This window comes from Pseudogulbenkiania subflava DSM 22618 (assembly GCF_900177275.1).
Taxonomy (GTDB): Bacteria; Pseudomonadota; Gammaproteobacteria; order Burkholderiales; family Chromobacteriaceae; genus Pseudogulbenkiania; species Pseudogulbenkiania subflava.
Window position 1 is genome coordinate 219,778 of sequence record NZ_FXAG01000005.1, and the last position, 18,181, is coordinate 237,958.

The following is an 18,181-nucleotide window of genomic DNA, read 5'->3' on the forward strand; positions in this document are numbered from 1 at the left end:
TTTCGGAATTTGAAGATACGAAGCCTTCGTCAACCTTTCCGCCACGATTCGGCCATGCGGGTGCTATGGCCCGTGCGCTCCTTGCGTCGTTCTGCCGCATTGCCGCGGCCCTGTAAGGTCATGCGTCGCGTGTCGCCTCGCTTGTTGGCGGCGTGGGAGTGCTCGCTTTGCATCATTCCCGTTGGCGATATCTGCCCGAATTTCTTCACGCCTTTGTCTTGCCTCGGCCACTCCAATGCCCGGATAATTGCCGACCGTAAGGGTGTCCAGTTTCTTGTCATGGGTGCTGACATGGCACCCGCCAGACGTAAACAATGAAGCAAAGCCGTGCCCAAAAGAGCCGGGTTTCCTCTTCCTCATCACAGGACGTGACGCATGTTTGTCGGAATCGGGTATGTCGTTATCCTTGCCTCGGTGCTCGGGGGCTTTGTCATGGCCGGGGGCCATCTGGCCGCTCTGCTGCAGCCGCTGGAAGTCCTGATGATTGGTGGCGCGGCCATCGGCGCCTTCGTGGTGGCCAACGGCGGCACGCCGCTCAAGGCCACGCTGGCCGCCTTGCCGACCCTGTTCAAGGGCTCCTCGTACACCAAGGCCTTCTACATGGAGCTGTTTGCGCTGCTCTATGAAATCCTCGCCAAGGTGCGCAAGGAGGGGCTGATGTCGGTCGAGGCAGACGTCGACAATCCCGAATCCAGCCCGGTGTTTTCTAAGTATCCGGCGGTTCTGCACGACCACCACGTGGTCGAGTTCATTTGCGACTACTTGCGACTGATGGTCGGCGGCAACCTCAACGCCTTCGAGATCGAGAACCTGATGGACGTCGAAATCGAAACCCACCACCACGAGGGTGAAATTCCGGTCAACGCCATGAAGGGCCTGGCCGACGGCATGCCGGCATTCGGTATCGTGGCCGCCGTGATGGGTGTGGTGCACACCATGGAATCGGTCGGTATCCCGCCTTCCGAACTTGGCATGCTGATCGCCCACGCCCTGGTCGGTACCTTCCTCGGTATCTTGCTGGCCTATGGCTTCGTCGGCCCGCTGGCCACCATCCTGGAGCACAAGCTGGCCGACGGCACCCGCGTCTTCCAGACCATCAAGGTGACCCTGCTCGCCAGCCTCAACGGCTACGCGCCGCAGGTGTCGGTGGAATTCGGCCGCAAGGTCCTGGCCTCGCACGACCGTCCGTCGTTCAAGGAACTCGAAGACCACGTCAAGCAAGCCAAGAACAAGTAAGCCGCCCGGAGTGACCACGCATGGCTGACGAATCGCAACGCCCCATCATCGTCAAACGCATCAAGAAGGGTGGCCATGGCCACCACGGGGGGGCATGGAAGATCGCCTACGCCGACTTCGTGACGGCGATGATGGCGTTCTTCCTGTTGATGTGGCTGTTGGGCTCGGTGTCGCAGGGCACGCTGCAGGGTATCGCCGAATACTTCCGCACCCCGCTCAAGGTGGCGCTGGCAGGAGGACAAGGCTCCGGCGATGCCACCTCGATGATCAAGGGGGGCGGTACCGATCTCACGCGCCAGGCCGGGCAGGTCAAGCGGGCGAGAGAGGAAGAAATCCAGCAGGAAAAGACCCGGTTGGCGAAACTGCAGAAGAAGATCGAAAGCAATATCGAACAGAGTGCGGTGCTCAAGGCCTACAAGAATCAGCTGCAACTGGAAATGACCCCGGAAGGGCTGCGCATCCAGATCGTCGACGAGCAGAACCGTCCGATGTTCGACTCCGGCAGCGCCAACCTGCTGCCGCATACCCGAACCATCCTGCAGGAACTGGGCAAGGAGCTCAACGGTGTCGCCAACCGGCTCAGCATCTCCGGCCATACCGATGCCAAGCCGTTTGGCGGTGCCCAGCACGGTTACAGCAACTGGGAGCTGTCGGCCGACCGCGCCAACGCCGCACGCCGCGAATTGCTGGCCGGCGGCCTGATGCAGGACAAAATCCTGCGCGTAGTCGGCCTCGCCGCCGCCAACCCGCTGATCCGCAGCAACGTGTTCAGCCCGGAGAACCGCCGCATCGCCATCGTGGTGCTCAACAAGGAGGCGGAAGCCTCGATCCTTGGCGACGGCTTGAAGCCCGACGCCGAAACGCCTCCGGCGCCCGCGGCTCCGCCGGCACAGCCCGCCACGGCCGGGGCGGGCCATTGAGTCGAGCCGTACCTGTCGCTTTGTTGCGGCATGGCTTGCTGCAACTGGCCGCCGCGCTTGGCGCCTGGTTCCTGATCGCGCCGGCACTCCAGCCGCTGGCCTGGTCGGTGTTGCAAGGGCTCCTGGCCGCCGCGCTGGCGGCCTTGTTGCGCCTTCGCCGCGGCAGTTGGCTGGCACATGGCTTGTTTGCCCCGGCCGTCGTGTACAGCTACCAACTGGCACTGCCGGCATGGGCCTATCTGCTGGCCTTGCTGTTGACCTTCGCCATCGGACGAAATGCCTGGCTGGAGCGTGTGCCGTTTTACCGCTCATCGCCGCGGGTGGTGGAAAGGTTGGCCGAAGCCTTGCCGGAGCAGGCCCGTTTGCTCGAAGCCGGCTGCGGCGACGCCAGGCTGGCCTTGCAACTGGCGGAGCGCCGTCCCGATTTACAGATTGCCGCGCTGGAAACCGCTTGGGCGGCCTGGGCACTGGCGTGGCTGCGCTGGTGTCTGGCAGGGCGTCCTGCTAATGTGCGTATTGCCTGTCGCAGCTTCTGGCTCGAGCCCCTGTCCGAATACGATGCCGTCTATGCCTTTCTCTCGCCGCAACCGATGCCCAGACTGTGGCGTAAATTCGTGACGGAAGGACAGTCGGGTTCTCTGCTGCTGAGCAATACCTTTACCGTGCCCGGCGTGGAGCCAGAACGCTCCCTCGCCCTGGGCGGCCCGTTGCAAAAACAACTCTTGATCTGGCGCCACCCACATGGAACTCGCTAACTGGCTACAGTCGATCGCCGACCGGCGCTGGCCCATCCTGCCCGGTACGCTGGATGAGGTGCAGCTGGCCTGCGCCCGCCACGCCGAGCTGATCAATCTTTCAGACCTGTCCAATATTTGCCTCTCCGACCCTCTGCTGTTGTTCGACGTGCTGCGGGCGGTCGGGTCCTCTTCGGTGCTGCGCGAGAACGAAGCCGCGCCGACCGTGGAGCAGGCGATGATGCTGATGGGGCTGGAGCGTGTCACGCGCCGCTTGTCCCTGGCGACGGCGTTGCGAGGGCAGGAAGGCAAGCTCGACGACGAGGTGATCGAGGTCGTGGCCGACTGGCTGGGGCGCAGCCGGGTAGCGGCCTACCTGATCAAGGACTGGTTGTCGCTGAGCGGGGAGCATAAGGTCGAGGATTGCTTTGTCGCTGCCTTGTTGTACAACCTGCCGGCCTGTTTCTTTCTGCTCTATCGCAATCAGCTCCCTGACCAGCCGCTGTTGCAGGCGGTGTCGGGCTACTTCGAGGTGGACTATCCCAAGTTGCTGGAACGTTTCGTCGAGGCTACCGGTCTGCCGCCGGGACTGGTGACGCTGTTGGGCAGTGGCAGTGCACCCTCGCCGCGCAAACAACTGCTGAAGCTGGCTGTGGCGACCGCCAACGCGATCGAATCGGGCTGGTGGCGCTCGCCGTGGACGACCGGGATCGAGGTGGCGGCCCGACAGATGCGGGTCAGCTATGACGATGCCTATCGCTGCGTGCTCAGCGCCGCCGAGAACGTGGCGAGAAAGCCGCGCGCGCCGGCCTATACCTACCCGATGCGCGAGCTGCTGATGCTGCCGGGCGACTACCCGCCACGGGCGCATCTGACCGCCACCGCCATGTTGAGCGATGCCGCGCAGCTCGAGCAACTGATGCGCGAATCGATCCGCCATCTGGCCAACGACCTGCGCTTCGAACGCATCCTGTTCCTGCGCTACGAGCCGTCCGAGCATGCTCTGCGGCTGCGTTACCAGGTGGGACTGGCGGAGACGTCACCGCTGCGGCGACTGGCGGTGAGCCTGGAGCCCGGCTCCTTCTTCGCCTTGCTCGCCAGCAAGCCGCAGAGCTTCCATGCGCCGGCGCACGTGAGTGCCCAGTTGGGTGCAAAATATCAGGACCCGTTCTTTGATCATATCGGCGACGGCGAATTTGCCGTGATGACGCTCTATGCCGGCCACACCCTGAGTGGCGTGTTCTACGTTGACAACGGCCGCAGCGGTCGAGCCATCGACCCGGATACCTACCATCGTTTCAAGGATCTCGTGACCCGTTTCACGCGTCACCTCTGACCATTCTCCATGCCGCACCCATACCGTACCCTCACATCGCCTCACAACGACACCCTCAAACACCTGGCACGGCTGGTCCAGTTTGCCCGCGACCGGCGCAAGGACGACGTGATCGTGCTGGAGGGCATTCATCTGCTCGAGGCGGCGCTGGAGCAGGGTGTCGTCCCGGCACAGTGCTTCATCAACGAGGCCGCGTTGGGGCGCTCCGAGGTCTCGGCGCTGCTCGCCCGCCTGCCGCAGACGCTGTCGCCGCTGGTGGTGCCCGAGGCCTTGCTCGGCAAGCTGACTTCGCTGTCGAGCGCCCCCGAGCTGATTGCCGTCTGCCCGCGGCCGCACCCGCCGCGCCGTAGCGGCAGCTGCCTGCTGCTGGAAGACATTCAGGACCCGGGCAATATGGGCACGATTCTGCGCTCGGCGGCGGCCTCTGGGGTGATGGAGGTCTTCCTCTCCAAGGGCTGTGCCGACGTGTTTTCTCCCAAGGTGCTGCGCGCCGGCATGGGGGCGCATTTCGTGCTCAACCTGCACGAGGCGGCGGACCTGGCGGACGTGCTGGCCGGCTTTGCCGGGCGCAAGCTGGTCACCCACCTGGAAGGCAGCCAGTCGCTGTATGCGCAGGACCTGCGCGGCGACGTGGCGTTCGTGTTCGGCAACGAGGGGGCGGGCGTGTCGCCGGCGTTGCTGCAACAGGCGGACTGTCGTGTACGGATTCCGATGCCGGGCCATGCCGAGTCGCTGAATGTGGCAATGGCGGCCACCATCTGTCTGTTCGAACGGGTGCGGCAGCTTGAGGTTTCGCTTGGCTGATTCGCCCTCCTGGCGCGGAGCTTACAGGCGCTCTCTGCATTCCTTCTTGACGAAGCGCACCCCCTCTACAACAGTGAGAGGGTAGGTTTGTTTTTCGTCGAAATGGCTGCCTCCGATGCGCTTATCTATTGTTATCGCTTCGATCTTGTCATCCTTGCTGCTGTCGCCCTCTACCCATGCTGACGAGGCCAAGGAGAGAAGACCGCTGTCCAGTAAGAAGATGGGGCTTACCATCCGGGTCGAAGGCGAGGACTGGGGGAGGGCGGACCGGGCTGAAGTCGAAGCCGTGCTCTATTCGGCGGCTGACGAGTTGCTGAACCGTTTTCCTGCCAAAGTGACGGCCCCTATCGTGGTGACGCACGTCGAGGGCAATCCGGTCACGGAGTTCGAGAAGGGACCGGATGGGGAATATCTGGTGCGTCTCAGCGCCAAGGATCGGCGCTGGTCACAGTTTGTTTACCAGTTTGCCCACGAACTGTGTCACATCATGTCGAATTACGAAGCGAACGTCGGCGCTGAAAATACCACCAAGTACAACCAGTGGTTCGAGGAAACATTGTGTGAAACCGCTTCGCTCTACGCCTTGAAAAGTATGGCGGTTACCTGGGAAACCTCCGCCCCCTATCCCAATTGGCGAGATTACGCCCCCGCGATGCGTGACTATGCCGAACAGTTTACCCGCGAAGAGCACCGCCAGCTCCCCGCCGGCACCACGCTGGCGGCCTGGTTACGGGAGAACGAGGGGAAGCTGAGGAGTGATCCCTATCTGCGCGACAAGAATGAGGTCGTCGCCAGTTTGTTATTGCCCCTGTTCGAAAAGAACCCGGAAGAGTGGGCGACGCTGCATTATCTCAACCTTGACTCTGCCGATGCGACAGACACCCTGAAGCAGTACTTGCAGCACTGGTACGGCAACGCCCCGGCAGAGCATAAGAAATTCATTTTTGATGTCCTGGCACTCTTGGGTATCGAGGGCATCGATCTTGCCCCAACCTCCGTTCCTGCCGGTACGATGGTGCCGCCAAAAACAGCAGCGGTAGCCGTCCCGCGTTCCCAGGCGGGGCCCCGCGGTCCGACTACTGAATGGAAGAAGTGATGGCCATCGGAGGACATTACCGGAACCCTGTCGGGTCACGGCTGTATTTGGCATTGCGTATCCTCATCTCGACCCCCAGTTCGTACACATAGCGATCCATATCCTCATCGGCGCTGGCCCCCATCAGGCCAGGAACACCTTCCTTGCTCATGGCTTGACTGCCGACTCGGCCGAATTGGCCTGTTGCCTGGTGAATCTGTACTTCCTGATTGACTGTCTGTCCTTGTTCGGTAAACGACATGTCGTTGACCTGGTCCGCTGCGCAGGCGGCACTGCCGATCAAAATGCAGGCAGAGGCCAACGCACCGTAAAGTGCAATGCGTTTCATGGTATTTGCCCTTCCCTGATAAAAATTGAAACGGCCCCCTTCCCTGGGGTTTCAATCAGACTGGCACGCAAGAACCTGCGAGGTGGGTTATGCGGGTAAGCGGATAGTGTGGGACGCATCCGTGGTTCCAGGCAGCGGCAAGGCTGAGTCGCCTCGTCGCTGCTTCGGCCGGTCGGTTTCCGCCAGAAATCAATTTCAGTATGGTTGTCCAAGACTTGCTTTACAAGAAGGCTGGCGGGGAGGCGATAAGGCGGGCCTTGGCGTCGATGATGCCTTGTCCGATCAGGCGGTGTTCCCGGTGTTGTCTGCATATATTTGGCATGACTCCGCGGTGTTTTTATCCAGCTGGGCGGCGGCCATGACGGGTTTTCCGGACCTGGACGAGGTTGCCGGTGAGGGTGTAATCGCCTGTATGGCGGTAATAGAAATAATTGGGGGTGTATTCCTGTTTTGCGGTGGTGACCTCGGACTGTCATGTCAATAATGATGGGATGGGGGTTCGACACCCCACTTTTTCGCCTGTACCGCCGATGGTATGACGCAAAGCGTGAGGATGCCGATCCGCTATCGTTTGATGTGTCACTTCGGGAGCGAAAAATGAAGAGGAAATCCACGAAGAAATGGCTGGTCACTGGGCTACTGGCATGGGCGTTGCTGGTGCCTGCTTGGGCGATGGCGCAGGTGACGTTCGATCGGATCGTGGTATTCGGCACCAGCCTGTCGGACCCGGGCAATGTTTTCGCCCTGACGGGTCAGGAGAATACCCCGCCGTATAACAAGCTGGATCCCTCGGACCCTTTTCTCATTCCCTCGGCACCCTATGCCCGAGGGGGACACCACTTTAGCGATGGCGCGACCTGGATCGAACAGTTCGCCGAGTCTCACGCGCTTGCCGCCAGCACGCGTCCCGCCTTTCGGGCCTCGAACGATCATGCGAGCAACTACGCGGTTGGTGGCGCTCGGGCGCGTCCCGCCGGTGAGTTGAGCCTGTCCGCGCAGGTCAGCCGTTTTCTGGCGGATTTCGGCGGTGTTGCGCCCGCGGGCGGGTTGTACGTCGTGGAGGCGGGCTCCAACGATGTACGCGATGCCTTTGTCTCACTGGCCATGGGGGGAGACGGCGGTGGGGTGATCTCCGCCGCATTGACGGCGATTCAGGACAATATCGCCCTACTGCATGCCAAAGGCGCCCGAAAATTTCTGGTCGCCAATGTGCCGGATCTTGGCTTGACACCAGCGGTGCAACGCCTGGACCAGGCGTCTCCCGGTGCCAAGCTGGCCCTCAGCTCGCTGTCGCTCAACTTCAACATCGGGCTTGCCGACCTGCTGACCGGGTTGCGGGCGAACTATTCTGATAGCCAGTTTGTCCTCTTGAACGTGTTTCAGACGGTTAATGACATGACGCAAAGCCCGTCGACGTTTGGCTTGAGGGATGTCTCGGCGCCGTGTGTCACGCCCAATGTGGCACCGTTTACTTGCCGGAATCCGGCTGACTTTCTGTTCTGGGACGGCATCCATCCCACCAGGACGGTACACGCCATCTTTTCGCAAAAAGCCGCCCAGGCACTATCTGAGTGAGGGATTGGCCTTGCATCCTCTCCGTCCGGCGCGGGGCGCGCGGACGGTGGGGCAGCCTGTGTCGGGCTGGGGTCAGTCCAGCGGCACCCACGCCTCGCCGCTCATCAGCGGACGGGCGGTGCGTGTCATGACGACTTCGTCGACCTGCCAGGCGTCGCCGTGCCGGCTGACCCTGGCTTCCAGAGCCTGTCTTCCGCTGGCGTGGGAGAAGTTCAGTTCCCGTCCACGTATCACGCCGCCGGCGATTTCGCTCGCCAACGTGCCATCGATGGCGCAGGCGGCGGCGAGGGCGATGGCGCCGGTGCCGGTGAAGGCGTGATGCAGCCGCCCCATCGACAGGATGCGGCCATTCAGGTCGTGGCCGGTGGCGAGTGCCGGACTGAGAAAGCTGATTTTGGGGGTGGCCGGACGCTCGTGGCTGGCGCTGGTGATGTCCGGCGCCAAACCCATCGCCACCGCGCCGGCGGCACGGGCCCATTCCAGCGTCTGGCGGGTGGAGGCCGACAGGTCGGCGGCGGTCTCGTACCCCGAGAGGTCGAGATCGGTGGCACGTATGAATACCGTCGGGTTGCCGGCATTGATCAGCGTGGCGGCAAGCGTTGTGCCGTCGGGTAGATGGAGAGTGTCGCAGGGGTTTCCCGTGGGGAACAGGGTTCCGGCGCTGCCTCCGGCCGGGTCGAGAAAGTGCAGGCGGATCGGCGCGCCAGGAAAGGCGACGCCGTCGATGCGGTAGTCGCCATGCCAGACCGCTTGCCCGCGCTCGATGTCGATCTCGGCGTGGATGCGTTTCCTGATGTTGGCCTGCCAGATATGCACGGTGAAGGGGCCATCCTTGTCGGGGGGCACCAGTCCGGAGGCCACGGCAAACAGCGGCACTGCGGCTGTCAGGTTGCCGCAGTTGCCGGACCAGTCGATCAGCGGCTCGCCGATCGCCACGTGGCCGAACAGGTAATCGACATCGCAGTCGGGCCGTTGCGACGGGGAGAGGATGACGATCTTGCTGGTGCTGGAAATCCCGGTGCCCAGGCCGTCGATTTGCAGGCCATGCGGGTCGGGACTGCCGAGGGCGCGCAGCAACAGCCGGTCGCGCGTTTCCGTGTCGGCGGGCAGGCTGTCGGCGCGGAAGAACAGGCCCTTGCTGGTGCCGCCGCGCATCAGGGTGGCCTTGAGGGAATGCAGGGTGGTCATGCGGCGGGTTCCAGGGTCAGTTTGCAGGCGGCGATGGCGGCGCTGCGGGCCGCGTCGACGGCGTGCGGAATCTGGCGTTTGTCAGTGCAATTCTGGGCGATGGCGCCTGCATCCACCGCCAGTGCGGCGTCCAGCATGCGCGCCAGCCAGTCGACTTGCGGGTAGTTGCACTGTTCGAAACCGAGGCGGCCACGGGCATCGGCGAGGCAGGCATCGAGCATGAGGCGGAAACGGTCAGGCCGGCGCAGGGCATCGGTTTCGCGGAACATCTTCAGCACTGTGTCCGGGCGCATTTCGCCGGCCACGTGCACCTTGGTGTGATGAAGGCAGGTGATACGGGCCAGGTCGCGGCAGTCGGCCGGTACGCGCAGGCGCTCGCTCAGTGCCAGTAGTGGTTTCTCGCCACGTGCTTCGTGGCCGATGTGGCGTGGCAGCACGTCGTCCGGCGTGAGCGCCTTGCCCAGGTCGTGGGTGAGCGCGGCAAAGCGTACCGGCAGCGGCAGTTGGTGGGCTGCCGCGTAGTCGATCACGCGCATCACGTGGTCGCCGGTGTCGATTTCCGGATGGTAGTCGGCACGCTGCGGGACGCCGAACAGGGCGTCCACCTCGGGAAGGATGCGCGCCAGCGCGCCGCATTCGCGCAGGACCAGAAAAAAGCGCGACGGCTGGTTTTCCATCAGGCCGCGCGCCATTTCCTGCCAGACGCGCTCGGCGACCAGGGCGTCGACCTCGCCGTTTGCGACCATGGTGCGCATCAATTGCAGGGTTTCCGGCGCGATGGCGAAGCCGAAGCGGGCGGCGAAGCGGGCCAGGCGCAGCACCCGCACCGGGTCTTCGGCGAAGGCCGGGCTGACGTGCCGCAAAATGCGGTTTTTCAGGTCGTCCTGGCCGTGGTAGGGGTCGATGATCTGCCCGGTTTCGTCGCTGGCCATGGCGTTGATGGTGAGGTCGCGCCGTGCCAGGTCCTCTTCCAGGGTGACGTCGCGATCGGCGTGGAAGGTGAAGCCGTGGTAGCCGCGGCCAATCTTGCGCTCGGTGCGTGCCAGCGCGTATTCCTCGTGGGTTTCCGGGTGCAGGAACACCGGGAAGTCCTTGCCGACCGGGCGGAAGCCGCGGGCGGTCATGTCTTGCGGCGTGGCGCCGACCACGACCCAGTCGTGGTCGGTCACCGGCAGTCCCAGCAGGCGGTCACGTACCGCTCCACCGACTTGGTAGATCTTCATGTCAACGTCCAGCCCCGGTGCGGAAGTGCGAGCGCACCTTGTTCGGCTCGGCCTTGCCCAGGTAGAGCGGCGCTATGGCTTCCAGTGCCGTGGGCGAGAAGCCGAGCAACTCGTGCGGGAAGGGGCCGGTGCCGACGTTGTCGACCGAGAGCGAGCGTACGTTGTCACGGCTCATCAGCGGCTGTCCCGGCAGCAGCTCCATCAGCCCGGCCTGCAACATGGCCAGGCCCGCCGGCACGCCGAGGATGAGCGGCTGTCGGCCGCTCAGGGTGGCGACATAGCGCACCAGCTGGCGCAGGGCGTAGACCTTGGGGCCGGAGAGTTCGATTTTGTGATGGACGGTGGCGTCGTTGGCCAGGCACGCTACCATGGCGCGCGCCACGTCGTCGGCCCACACCGGCTGGAAGCGGGTGTCGGCACCGGCCAGCGGCAGCACCGGCAGGGTGCGTGCGAGGTGGGCGAACAAGGTCAGGAAACTGTCGCCGCGGCCAAACACCACCGATGGGCGCAGGATGGTCCAGTCGAGCCCGCTGGCCTCGATGCGTTGTTCGGCAATGCCTTTGGTCTGCTGGTAGTGGCTGGGACCGTTGGGGTCGGCGCCGAGCGCGCTGATATGGATCAGGCGGCGGATGCCGTTGTGCCGGCAGGCCTGGATGATCTTTTCCGGGAGCGCGACGTGCGCGCGTTCGAACGCCTGGCGGCTGCCGTGCAGGATGCCGACCATGCTGACGACGGCGTCGTGGCCGTGCAGCAGTGCGTTGAGACTGGCCTGGTCGTGCACGTCGACTTCAACCAGCTCGGTTTTCGGTAGCACGATCAGCTTGTCCTTGTGCTGTTCGTAGTTCCGGGTGGCGAAGGTGATCTCGACGCCGGCTTCGGCCAACCTTTCGCCCAGGTAGCCCCCGATGAAGCCGCTGCCGCCGATAACGCAGATCCGCTGGTATTTCATTCTTTGATGACCTCCGCAAGACGTGTTCGACGACCGGCCGATCAGCGGGCCGGAATGGTGCCCAGACGGTTCTTCAGCGAGAGCGGGGTGTGCTCGAAGCCACTCGCATAATACGCGGCGTTGCCCATGACCTTCTGAACATAGTCGCGGGTTTCGTCGAAGGGAATGGTTTCGGCGTAAATGGCGCCTTCCAGCGGCTTGCTGTCCTGCCAGCTGCGTGCGCGGCCCGGGCCCGCATTATAGGCTGCGGTGGCCATCACGGCGTTGTTGGACAGTGAGTTGAGCACGTAGCGCAGGTACCAGGTGCCGAGCTGGATATTGGTGTCGATGTCGTCCACGGCAAAGCCGTTGAGCCCCATTTTCCCCGCGACCCACTTGGCGGTGGCCGGCATCAGCTGCATCAGCCCGGAGGCGCCGACGCCGGAGCGGGCCACAGTGACGAAACGGCTTTCCTGGCGGATCAGCCCGTATACCCAGGCCTCGTCGATGTCCAGCTGCTTGGCGTAGCGGCGGGTGATGTCACGATACGGTGTCAGGTAGCGCAGCGAGAAGTCATGTTCGGTACGGGTACGCTCGGCGCTGTAGATCGCCATGTCGTAGAAGCTGTGGCGACGTGCCAGTTCGGCCGCTGCCAGGAGCTGGCTGTCGGGGAGGTTGCGCATGCTCCAGCGCCACTCGTTCCGGGCATCGTTGCGGAATTCCGGCTTGCGGTAGTCTTCGGCCAGATGGAACAGCGCCAGGGCGCGGCGCACCCCGGGCTGGGCGTTGAGGGTGCCGATGTCTTCCTCGCCGGGCGACTTGGCCGAGGGGGAGGCACTCAGCAAGGTGCCGAGTTCTTCGCGTGCCAGCGTGGCGTAGTATTGGTGGCCATCGCTGGCTTGCACCAGCAGCGACGTGGCCTCGCTGCCGCGGCCCAGGGCCTGCAGCGCCCGGGCGCGCCAGTACTGCCACACCGGCTTGGCCGCGAGATTGGCCGGCATGGAGCGGGTGACCTGCTCCAGCACGCCCCATTGCGCGATACGCAGCGTGGAGCGGGCCCACCATTCCCATTGCTCGTCGGTGAGCTGGGTGGCATCGGCCTGGGCGAACCAGGACAGGGCTTGAGCCATCTGCTGGCGCTTGGCGGACAGCAGCGCCAGCTGACCCCAGGCGAAACCGGCGCGTTCCCGGCTCAGCGACGGTTCGAGGGCGCGCAGGGAGTCGGCGGCGGCGTCCAGATTGGCGCGGCCCTTGTTGCGCACGATGTCGTAGACCAGGATTTCCTGCCCGCCCGGGGTTGAGGCGTCGGCGCTGGCAGGGCGGGCCAGCGCGCTCGCGTCCAGTGTCAGTCCGGTGGCGGTGGCCAGCTTGCGGGCGGAGGTGAGGTAGTTGCCGACAAGCTGCAGCCGGATGCGGCGCCCTACCCAGTCGGGCCCGAGCAGGCCCTTGGCGACGGCGGTCTCGATCAGGGTTTCGCAGCCCAAAGGGGTGTCGCGCCCTTGCAGAAAGCCCGCAAAGTCGATGTCACGGCTGCCTTGGCGCAGTCTCAGCAAGTTGGCATAGCAGCGTGTTTCCTCATCGCTGCCTTCCGGCGGCAGGTTCTGCCATTCCTGGGCAAAGCGTGCCCATTCTTCGCGTTTGCCCAGGTGTTTCAGCCATTCGTTGCGGATGCGTTCCGGCATCACGCCTTCCTTGACGCTGTTGAGGAAGGTGATGACTTGGGCGTCGTCGTCCTTTTCCAGGGCTTTCCAGGCTAGCCAGTAGGCCGGGTAGTTCGCCAGCGGATGGCTCGAGGTGATGCTGGCGTAGCGTGCCAGTTCGGCCACGTTGTTGCTGCGGTAGGCCTCGCGGGCGGCGATCAGGTCGTTCTCGACCGCGGCGAGGGCGGGCAGAGCCGTGCTCAGGGCCAGCACGCTCAGGACAGTGTTCAAACGTTTCATCAGTCAATTATCCATTATTTTCGGCGTCATGCCGGCTATCTCGTCATGCGCCAGGACGGTTGTTTCCTGTTTTGAAAGCGGCTGGGGTGACTTGGTTCGCGTTGCTCCCTGTTTGGGGGCAGTAAAGGGGCAGAGCAATGGCGCAGGTATCGTCATGCTTTAGCGCCGGCATTCGTACAGTTCGATGGGCAGGTCGTCGGGGTCGGCGAAGAAGCAGAAGCGTTGCCCGGTCAGCTCGTCGGTACGGATGGCTTCCAGTTCGACCCCCTCGGACGACAAGGTGGCGCGGGCGTGCTCCAGGTCGCTGACCGCGAGCGCGAGGTGACGCAGGCCGCAGGCTTCCGGCCGGCTTGGCCGGGGCGGTGGGGCGGGGAAGCTGAACAGTTCGATCTGGCTGCCGTCGGGCAGGGCCAGGTTGAGCTTCCACGACTGGCGCTCTTCGCGCCAGGTCTCGCTGACGATCGGCAGGCCCAGGATGCGGTGATAGAAGTCCCGCGAGCGGGCGTAGTCCGAGCCGATGATGGCGATGTGATGGAGTCCGACGAGTTGCATCAGCGCACCTGGGGGACGGGCTGGTGTGACGCGGGTCGGGGTGTCGTCAGCCGATGCGTCGGCGGGTTTGCACCATGGGTGGCCGGCGGGATGGCGATGTGGCAAAGCTGGGGGCGATCACTTCTCATAGATTTTCAATATCAATATGCTTTTAACAATCAATTAGACGAATTTGCTGTTGGCTATCAGAATCCATCCATCGATAGATCAACGACGCCACTCTCAAATCAGGAGATTCACCATGCTGAGCAATCACGAAGGCCAACGCGTACCGAATGTCACTTTCCACATCCGCGAAAACAATGAGTGGAAAGATGTGACCACCGAGCAATTGTTCCAGGGCAAGAACGTGGTGGTGTTCTCGCTGCCGGGCGCTTTCACCCCGACCTGCTCCTCCACCCACCTGCCGCGTTACAACGAGCTGGCCCCGGCGTTCTTCGAGAACGGCATCGACACCATCCTGTGCGTGTCGGTCAACGACACCTTCGTCATGAACGAATGGGCTCAGGATCAGGAAGCCCAGAACATCGTGATGGTACCCGATGGCAACGGCGAATTCACCGCCGGGATGAATATGCTGGTCGACAAGAGCGAGCTGGGCTTCGGTAAGCGCAGCTGGCGCTACTCGATGCTGGTGCGCGACGGCGTAGTCGAGAAGATGTTCGTCGAGCCGCAGGAGCCGGGTGATCCGTTCAAGGTGTCCGACGCCGACACCATGCTCGACTACCTCAACCCGAAGGCCAAGAAGCCGGATCAGGTCGTGGTATTCACCAAGGTCGGCTGCCCGCACTGCGCCCGGGCCAAGGCCTTGCTCGCCGACCGTGGCTATAACTTTGTCGAAGTGCCGCTCGACAACAAGATCCGCGGCAAGGTGCTGGGCGCCGTGTCGGGCAAGATGACCGCCCCGCAGGTGTTCATCAACGGTGAGCTGATCGGCTCGGCCGACGACCTGGAAACCCGCTTCGCCCGCTGAGTTTCGGCCAGCCTTTGGCCCACCTCCCGCTTCCGCTGGCTTCGAGTCCTGACGCCGGTGGAAGCGTTCGGGCCGGCATGTGCCGGCCCATTTTTCCGCCCCGATACGCGACGCCAGCGCAGTGGCGTGACGTATCCCGGCTGAACATCAACATTTATTGAGAGCCTGTCGCAGTAAGCGAGCGCGCCAAAGCAGGATGCAAAGGCGTCGCCGCTTGATGCGATAGGTGATAAGGATACCGATTATGCAGAACCTTACTGTCGACGTAGCCATCATCGGCGCCGGCACGGCCGGCCTCGCCGCTTACCGTGCCGCCAAGGCTCAAGGTAAGACCGCCGTCCTGATCGAGGGCGGCCCCTACGGCACCACCTGCGCCCGTGTTGGCTGCATGCCGTCCAAACTGTTGATCGCTGCCGCCGAGGCCGCGCACGAAGCCCGTCACACCGCGTCGTTCGGGGTGCACGTGGATGGCGTGATTCGCATCGACGGGCGCGAGGTGATGGACCGAGTCAAGCGCGAGCGTGACCGTTTCGTCGGCTTCGTGGTCAAGAGTGTGGAGGGCATTCCGGAGCAGGATCGCCTGCAGGGCTACGCCCGCTTCATCGACAACACCTTGCTGCAGGTCGACGAGCACACCCAGGTCAAGGCCGGCCGCGTGGTGATTGCCACCGGTTCGTCGCCGGCGATTCCGGCGCCCTTCAAGGTGTTCGGTGACCGCCTGGTGGTGAACGACGATGTGTTCGACTGGGACACGCTGCCGCGCCGCGTGGCGGTGTTCGGTCCTGGGGTGATCGGCGTGGAACTGGGGCAGGCGCTGTCCCGCCTCGGCGTCGAGGTGAAGATGTTCGGCGCCAGCGGTTCGCTGGGCCCACTGACCGACCCGGCGATCCGCGACTACGCCCGCCGTGCGCTGGGCGAGGAGTTTTACCTGGACCCCGCCGCCAAGGTGCTGGAGATGCGCCGTGACGGCGACGAGGCGGTGATCCGCTACGTCCATCTCGATGGCAGCGAGCGGGAAGAGCGTTTCGACTACGTGCTGGTGTCCACCGGCCGCAGGCCCAACGTGCAGCGGCTGGGTCTGGAAAACACCTCCTTGCAGCTCGATGCACGCGGCGTGCCCTTGTTCGACGGGGAGACGCTGCAGTGTGGCAACGCACCGATCTTCCTCGCCGGAGACGCCAACAATACGCTGACGCTGTTGCACGAGGCCGCCGACGAGGGCAAGACCGCCGGCGAGAACGCCGCGCGCTATCCCGATGTGCGTCCCGGCCTGCGCCGTGCGCCGATCGGCGTGGTGTTCAGCGATCCGCAGATGATGATGGTGGGCCAGAGCTTCGCTGCTCTGCCGGCAGAGAGCTTCGTTACCGGCGAGGTCAGCTTTGAAGACCAGGGGCGCAGCCGCGTGATGTTGAAGAACAAGGGGCTGCTCCATGTTTACGCCGACAAGGCCAGTGGCCGCTTCCTCGGCGCCGAGATGATCGGCCCACGTGCCGAGCATATCGCTCACTTGTTGGCTTGGAGCGTGCAGCAGGGGCTGACCGTGGCGCAGATGCTCGACATGCCGTTCTACCACCCGGTGGTGGAAGAGGGCCTGCGCACCGCCTTGCGCGATGCGGCGGCCAAGTTGGCCGGCTGAGTCGGCGCGATCTTGCCAAGACGCCACCCAATGATGGGTGGCGTTATTTTTTGTAGCGTGCGTGCTCAGCAGGGGCTGTGCAGCGATACGCCCTCTGCCTCACTGCGTGCCGGCGCGATGGCGGTGCGGTTGCGGCCGTCCAGTTTGGCGCGATACAGCGCTTCATCGGCCCGCTTCAGCCAGGTCTCTCGATGCGGTGTGGAGAGCGGGGCGACGCCGAGGCTGATGGTGTAACTTACGTGCAGCTCGCCATGCGCGACCGGGGTCGATTCGACCCGTGTGCGCAAACGCTCGGCGAAGGCTGCCGCGCCTTCCTCGTCAACGTTGGCCAGTACCACCAGGAATTCCTCTCCGCCCCAGCGTCCGGCCACGTCCACATTCCGAATTGTCTCCTTCATGGTCTCCGCCAGGGCGCGGATCACAGCATCGCCGGCATCGTGCCCGTAGCGGTCGTTGACCCCCTTGAAATGATCGATATCGAGAAGGACCAGGCTGGCCCGCTCGCCGTTGCGCTGGGAGCGCTGCAGCTGCTGCTCGAGGGCTTCTTCCAGTGCGCGCCGGTTGGGCTGGCCGGTCAGCGCGTCGGTGCGCGCCAGATGGGCGAGCTTGTTGTTGGCCTCGGCCAGTTCGCTCACCAGCCGGGTGGTCGAGTCCAGCCAGTAGGTGAACATGCGGTAGCCAAAGAAGCCGACGAAGGCGGCAATCACGGCAAAGACCCAATAGAAGGTCCAGGTGGTTGCCAGCATGGTGGTGACGGCGCCGGGCAAGATCGCCAGCTCGCTGGCACGCAGGGCGTGGCGCACCGTATTGCTGCCGAGCCACAGTGTCAGCCAGCCGTAGATCAGCACGCCGGCGACGATGGCGATCACCAGCTGCAGGCTGAGACGGCGCGACTCCGCTTCCGCTGTTCGCCACAGCCGTGGGTGTCGGTCGCGCCAGCGTTCCAAGGCCGGCTGGCTGACGAGCAGCAATGGCCCCCCCAGCAACAGGCATTGCAGGAAGCCGCCCAACCACCAGCCTTGCCAGATTGGCAGCAGACCGGTCGGGTCGACCAGATTGGTGTAACACCAGATCAGCGCACCGGCCGAGCTGAAGACGCTGGCGACAAAAGACATCAGCGTGTAGTAGAGCACGGCGTTGGTCGAGCGCAGGTGCAGCGGCATGGCGATGGTGCGGTAACCCAGCACCAGCACGGCGAAGCCCAGGGGGTTGGCGCAAGCGAACAGCAGCGCCCAGGGCAGCGGCATGTGGGCATACAGCGCCAGCGACAGAGTGGCCAGGTAGGCCGGGATCGCCCCCCAGGCCCAGCCGAAGAACAGGGTCCACCAGAGGCAGATCATGAGCGGGGGGTAGATCGACACATAGACTTCCACCCCGGCGAATGTCAGCGACAGGCCCGACCAGCTGTTGACGACGGCGGCGATGCCGCTGGCCATGCAGGCCAGAACCGACAGCAGCCAGCCGCCCAGGATCAGCCCTTGTTCAGAGCGGGAGCCCTCGTGCCAGAGCTGCTTTGCGGAAAGGGTGCGGTAGTGGGTGGGGGGTCGTGACGAGGCCTCCGTCGGCAGGTCTGCGGTTACGCTGTCGCGGGCGGGCTGCCTGGTGTCACCACGCTTCATGGTGAAGGTGTCTGGCGATTGGGTGTTTTCCATGTGGTCTCGTCAGAGCGGGCTTCCATCAAGGGTAGGAGGCCATCCCGTCTCCAGAAGCGC

17 protein-coding genes are annotated in these 18,181 nt (G+C 63.9%); 9 read left to right on the forward strand and 8 right to left on the reverse strand.

The window, feature by feature from the left end; all coding sequences use genetic code 11:
- Positions 1 to 63 precede the first annotated feature (63 nt).
- Positions 64 to 447 (reverse strand): Arm DNA-binding domain-containing protein, encoded by a 384-nt coding sequence (locus B9N72_RS21695; protein ID WP_407681297.1) that lies wholly within the window; start codon positions 445 to 447, stop codon positions 64 to 66.
- On the opposite strand from B9N72_RS21695, the gene motA reads away from it, so the two are divergent.
- The 6 genes from motA to B9N72_RS07045 all read left to right on the forward strand — a co-directional run bounded on the left by motA (position 376) and on the right by B9N72_RS07045 (position 6,126).
- Entirely contained in the window at positions 376 to 1,236 is an 861-nt protein-coding gene (gene motA, locus B9N72_RS07020; protein WP_085275710.1) for a flagellar motor stator protein MotA, read from the forward strand. The genes B9N72_RS21695 and motA overlap by 72 nt on opposite strands.
- A gap of 20 nt (positions 1,237 to 1,256) precedes the next feature.
- Positions 1,257 to 2,156 carry a flagellar motor protein MotB gene (gene motB, locus B9N72_RS07025; RefSeq protein WP_085275711.1) on the forward strand — a complete coding sequence of 300 codons (900 nt, stop codon included), beginning with the start codon at positions 1,257 to 1,259 and terminating at the stop codon, positions 2,154 to 2,156.
- Entirely contained in the window at positions 2,153 to 2,911 is a 759-nt protein-coding gene (locus B9N72_RS07030) for a class I SAM-dependent methyltransferase (RefSeq protein ID WP_085275712.1), read from the forward strand. The genes motB and B9N72_RS07030 overlap by 4 nt, the downstream gene beginning before the upstream one ends.
- Positions 2,898 to 4,226 (forward strand): HDOD domain-containing protein, encoded by a 1,329-nt coding sequence (locus B9N72_RS07035; RefSeq protein ID WP_085275713.1) that lies wholly within the window; start codon positions 2,898 to 2,900, stop codon positions 4,224 to 4,226. The genes B9N72_RS07030 and B9N72_RS07035 overlap by 14 nt, the downstream gene beginning before the upstream one ends.
- Positions 4,227 to 4,235: 9 nt before the next feature.
- Positions 4,236 to 5,030, forward strand: coding sequence for a TrmH family RNA methyltransferase (locus B9N72_RS07040; protein WP_085275714.1), 795 nt, complete (start codon positions 4,236 to 4,238; stop codon positions 5,028 to 5,030).
- Between the two features lie 115 nt (positions 5,031 to 5,145).
- Positions 5,146 to 6,126 carry a hypothetical protein gene (locus B9N72_RS07045; RefSeq protein ID WP_200810895.1) on the forward strand — a complete coding sequence of 327 codons (981 nt, stop codon included), beginning with the start codon at positions 5,146 to 5,148 and terminating at the stop codon, positions 6,124 to 6,126.
- A gap of 16 nt (positions 6,127 to 6,142) precedes the next feature.
- Here B9N72_RS07045 and B9N72_RS07050 read toward each other — a convergent pair whose 3' ends face one another.
- Complete coding sequence (locus B9N72_RS07050; RefSeq protein ID WP_085275715.1) at positions 6,143 to 6,454, reverse strand: hypothetical protein; 312 nt, start codon at positions 6,452 to 6,454, stop codon at positions 6,143 to 6,145.
- Between the two features lie 597 nt (positions 6,455 to 7,051).
- On the opposite strand from B9N72_RS07050, the gene B9N72_RS07055 reads away from it, so the two are divergent.
- A complete protein-coding gene (locus tag B9N72_RS07055; protein WP_085275744.1) occupies positions 7,052 to 8,029 on the forward strand; it encodes an SGNH/GDSL hydrolase family protein in 978 nt (325 codons plus the stop codon).
- Between the two features lie 72 nt (positions 8,030 to 8,101).
- Here B9N72_RS07055 and B9N72_RS07060 read toward each other — a convergent pair whose 3' ends face one another.
- The 5 genes from B9N72_RS07060 to gloA2 all read right to left on the reverse strand — a co-directional run bounded on the left by B9N72_RS07060 (position 8,102) and on the right by gloA2 (position 13,860).
- Positions 8,102 to 9,217, reverse strand: a complete 1,116-nt coding sequence (locus B9N72_RS07060) for a 2-methylaconitate cis-trans isomerase PrpF family protein (protein WP_085275716.1) — start codon at positions 9,215 to 9,217, stop codon at positions 8,102 to 8,104.
- On the reverse strand, positions 9,214 to 10,440 hold the full coding sequence (locus B9N72_RS07065) for a multifunctional CCA addition/repair protein (RefSeq protein WP_085275717.1): 1,227 nt from the start codon (positions 10,438 to 10,440) through the stop codon (positions 9,214 to 9,216). Before B9N72_RS07065 ends, B9N72_RS07060 begins: the two co-directional genes overlap by 4 nt.
- 1 nt (position 10,441) lies before the next feature.
- A complete protein-coding gene (locus B9N72_RS07070; RefSeq protein ID WP_085275718.1) occupies positions 10,442 to 11,389 on the reverse strand; it encodes a complex I NDUFA9 subunit family protein in 948 nt (315 codons plus the stop codon).
- Between the two features lie 41 nt (positions 11,390 to 11,430).
- Positions 11,431 to 13,308 carry a lytic transglycosylase domain-containing protein gene (locus tag B9N72_RS07075; protein WP_085275719.1) on the reverse strand — a complete coding sequence of 626 codons (1,878 nt, stop codon included), beginning with the start codon at positions 13,306 to 13,308 and terminating at the stop codon, positions 11,431 to 11,433.
- Positions 13,309 to 13,467: 159 nt separating this feature from the next.
- Positions 13,468 to 13,860 carry an SMU1112c/YaeR family gloxylase I-like metalloprotein gene (gene gloA2, locus B9N72_RS07080; RefSeq protein WP_085275720.1) on the reverse strand — a complete coding sequence of 131 codons (393 nt, stop codon included), beginning with the start codon at positions 13,858 to 13,860 and terminating at the stop codon, positions 13,468 to 13,470.
- A 241-nt stretch (positions 13,861 to 14,101) separates the two neighbouring features.
- Between gloA2 and B9N72_RS07085 the strand changes: the two genes are divergently transcribed.
- Both B9N72_RS07085 and B9N72_RS07090 read left to right on the forward strand, forming a co-directional pair.
- Positions 14,102 to 14,833: a glutathione peroxidase gene (locus B9N72_RS07085; protein ID WP_085275721.1), complete on the forward strand. Its 732-nt coding sequence runs from the start codon at positions 14,102 to 14,104 to the stop codon at positions 14,831 to 14,833.
- Positions 14,834 to 15,077: 244 nt separating this feature from the next.
- Entirely contained in the window at positions 15,078 to 16,469 is a 1,392-nt protein-coding gene (locus B9N72_RS07090) for a dihydrolipoyl dehydrogenase (protein ID WP_085275722.1), read from the forward strand.
- A 65-nt stretch (positions 16,470 to 16,534) separates the two neighbouring features.
- On the opposite strand, the gene B9N72_RS07095 is transcribed toward B9N72_RS07090, so the two are convergent.
- On the reverse strand, positions 16,535 to 18,121 hold the full coding sequence (locus tag B9N72_RS07095; protein ID WP_085275723.1) for a sensor domain-containing diguanylate cyclase: 1,587 nt from the start codon (positions 18,119 to 18,121) through the stop codon (positions 16,535 to 16,537).
- Positions 18,122 to 18,181: the final 60 nt, after the last annotated feature.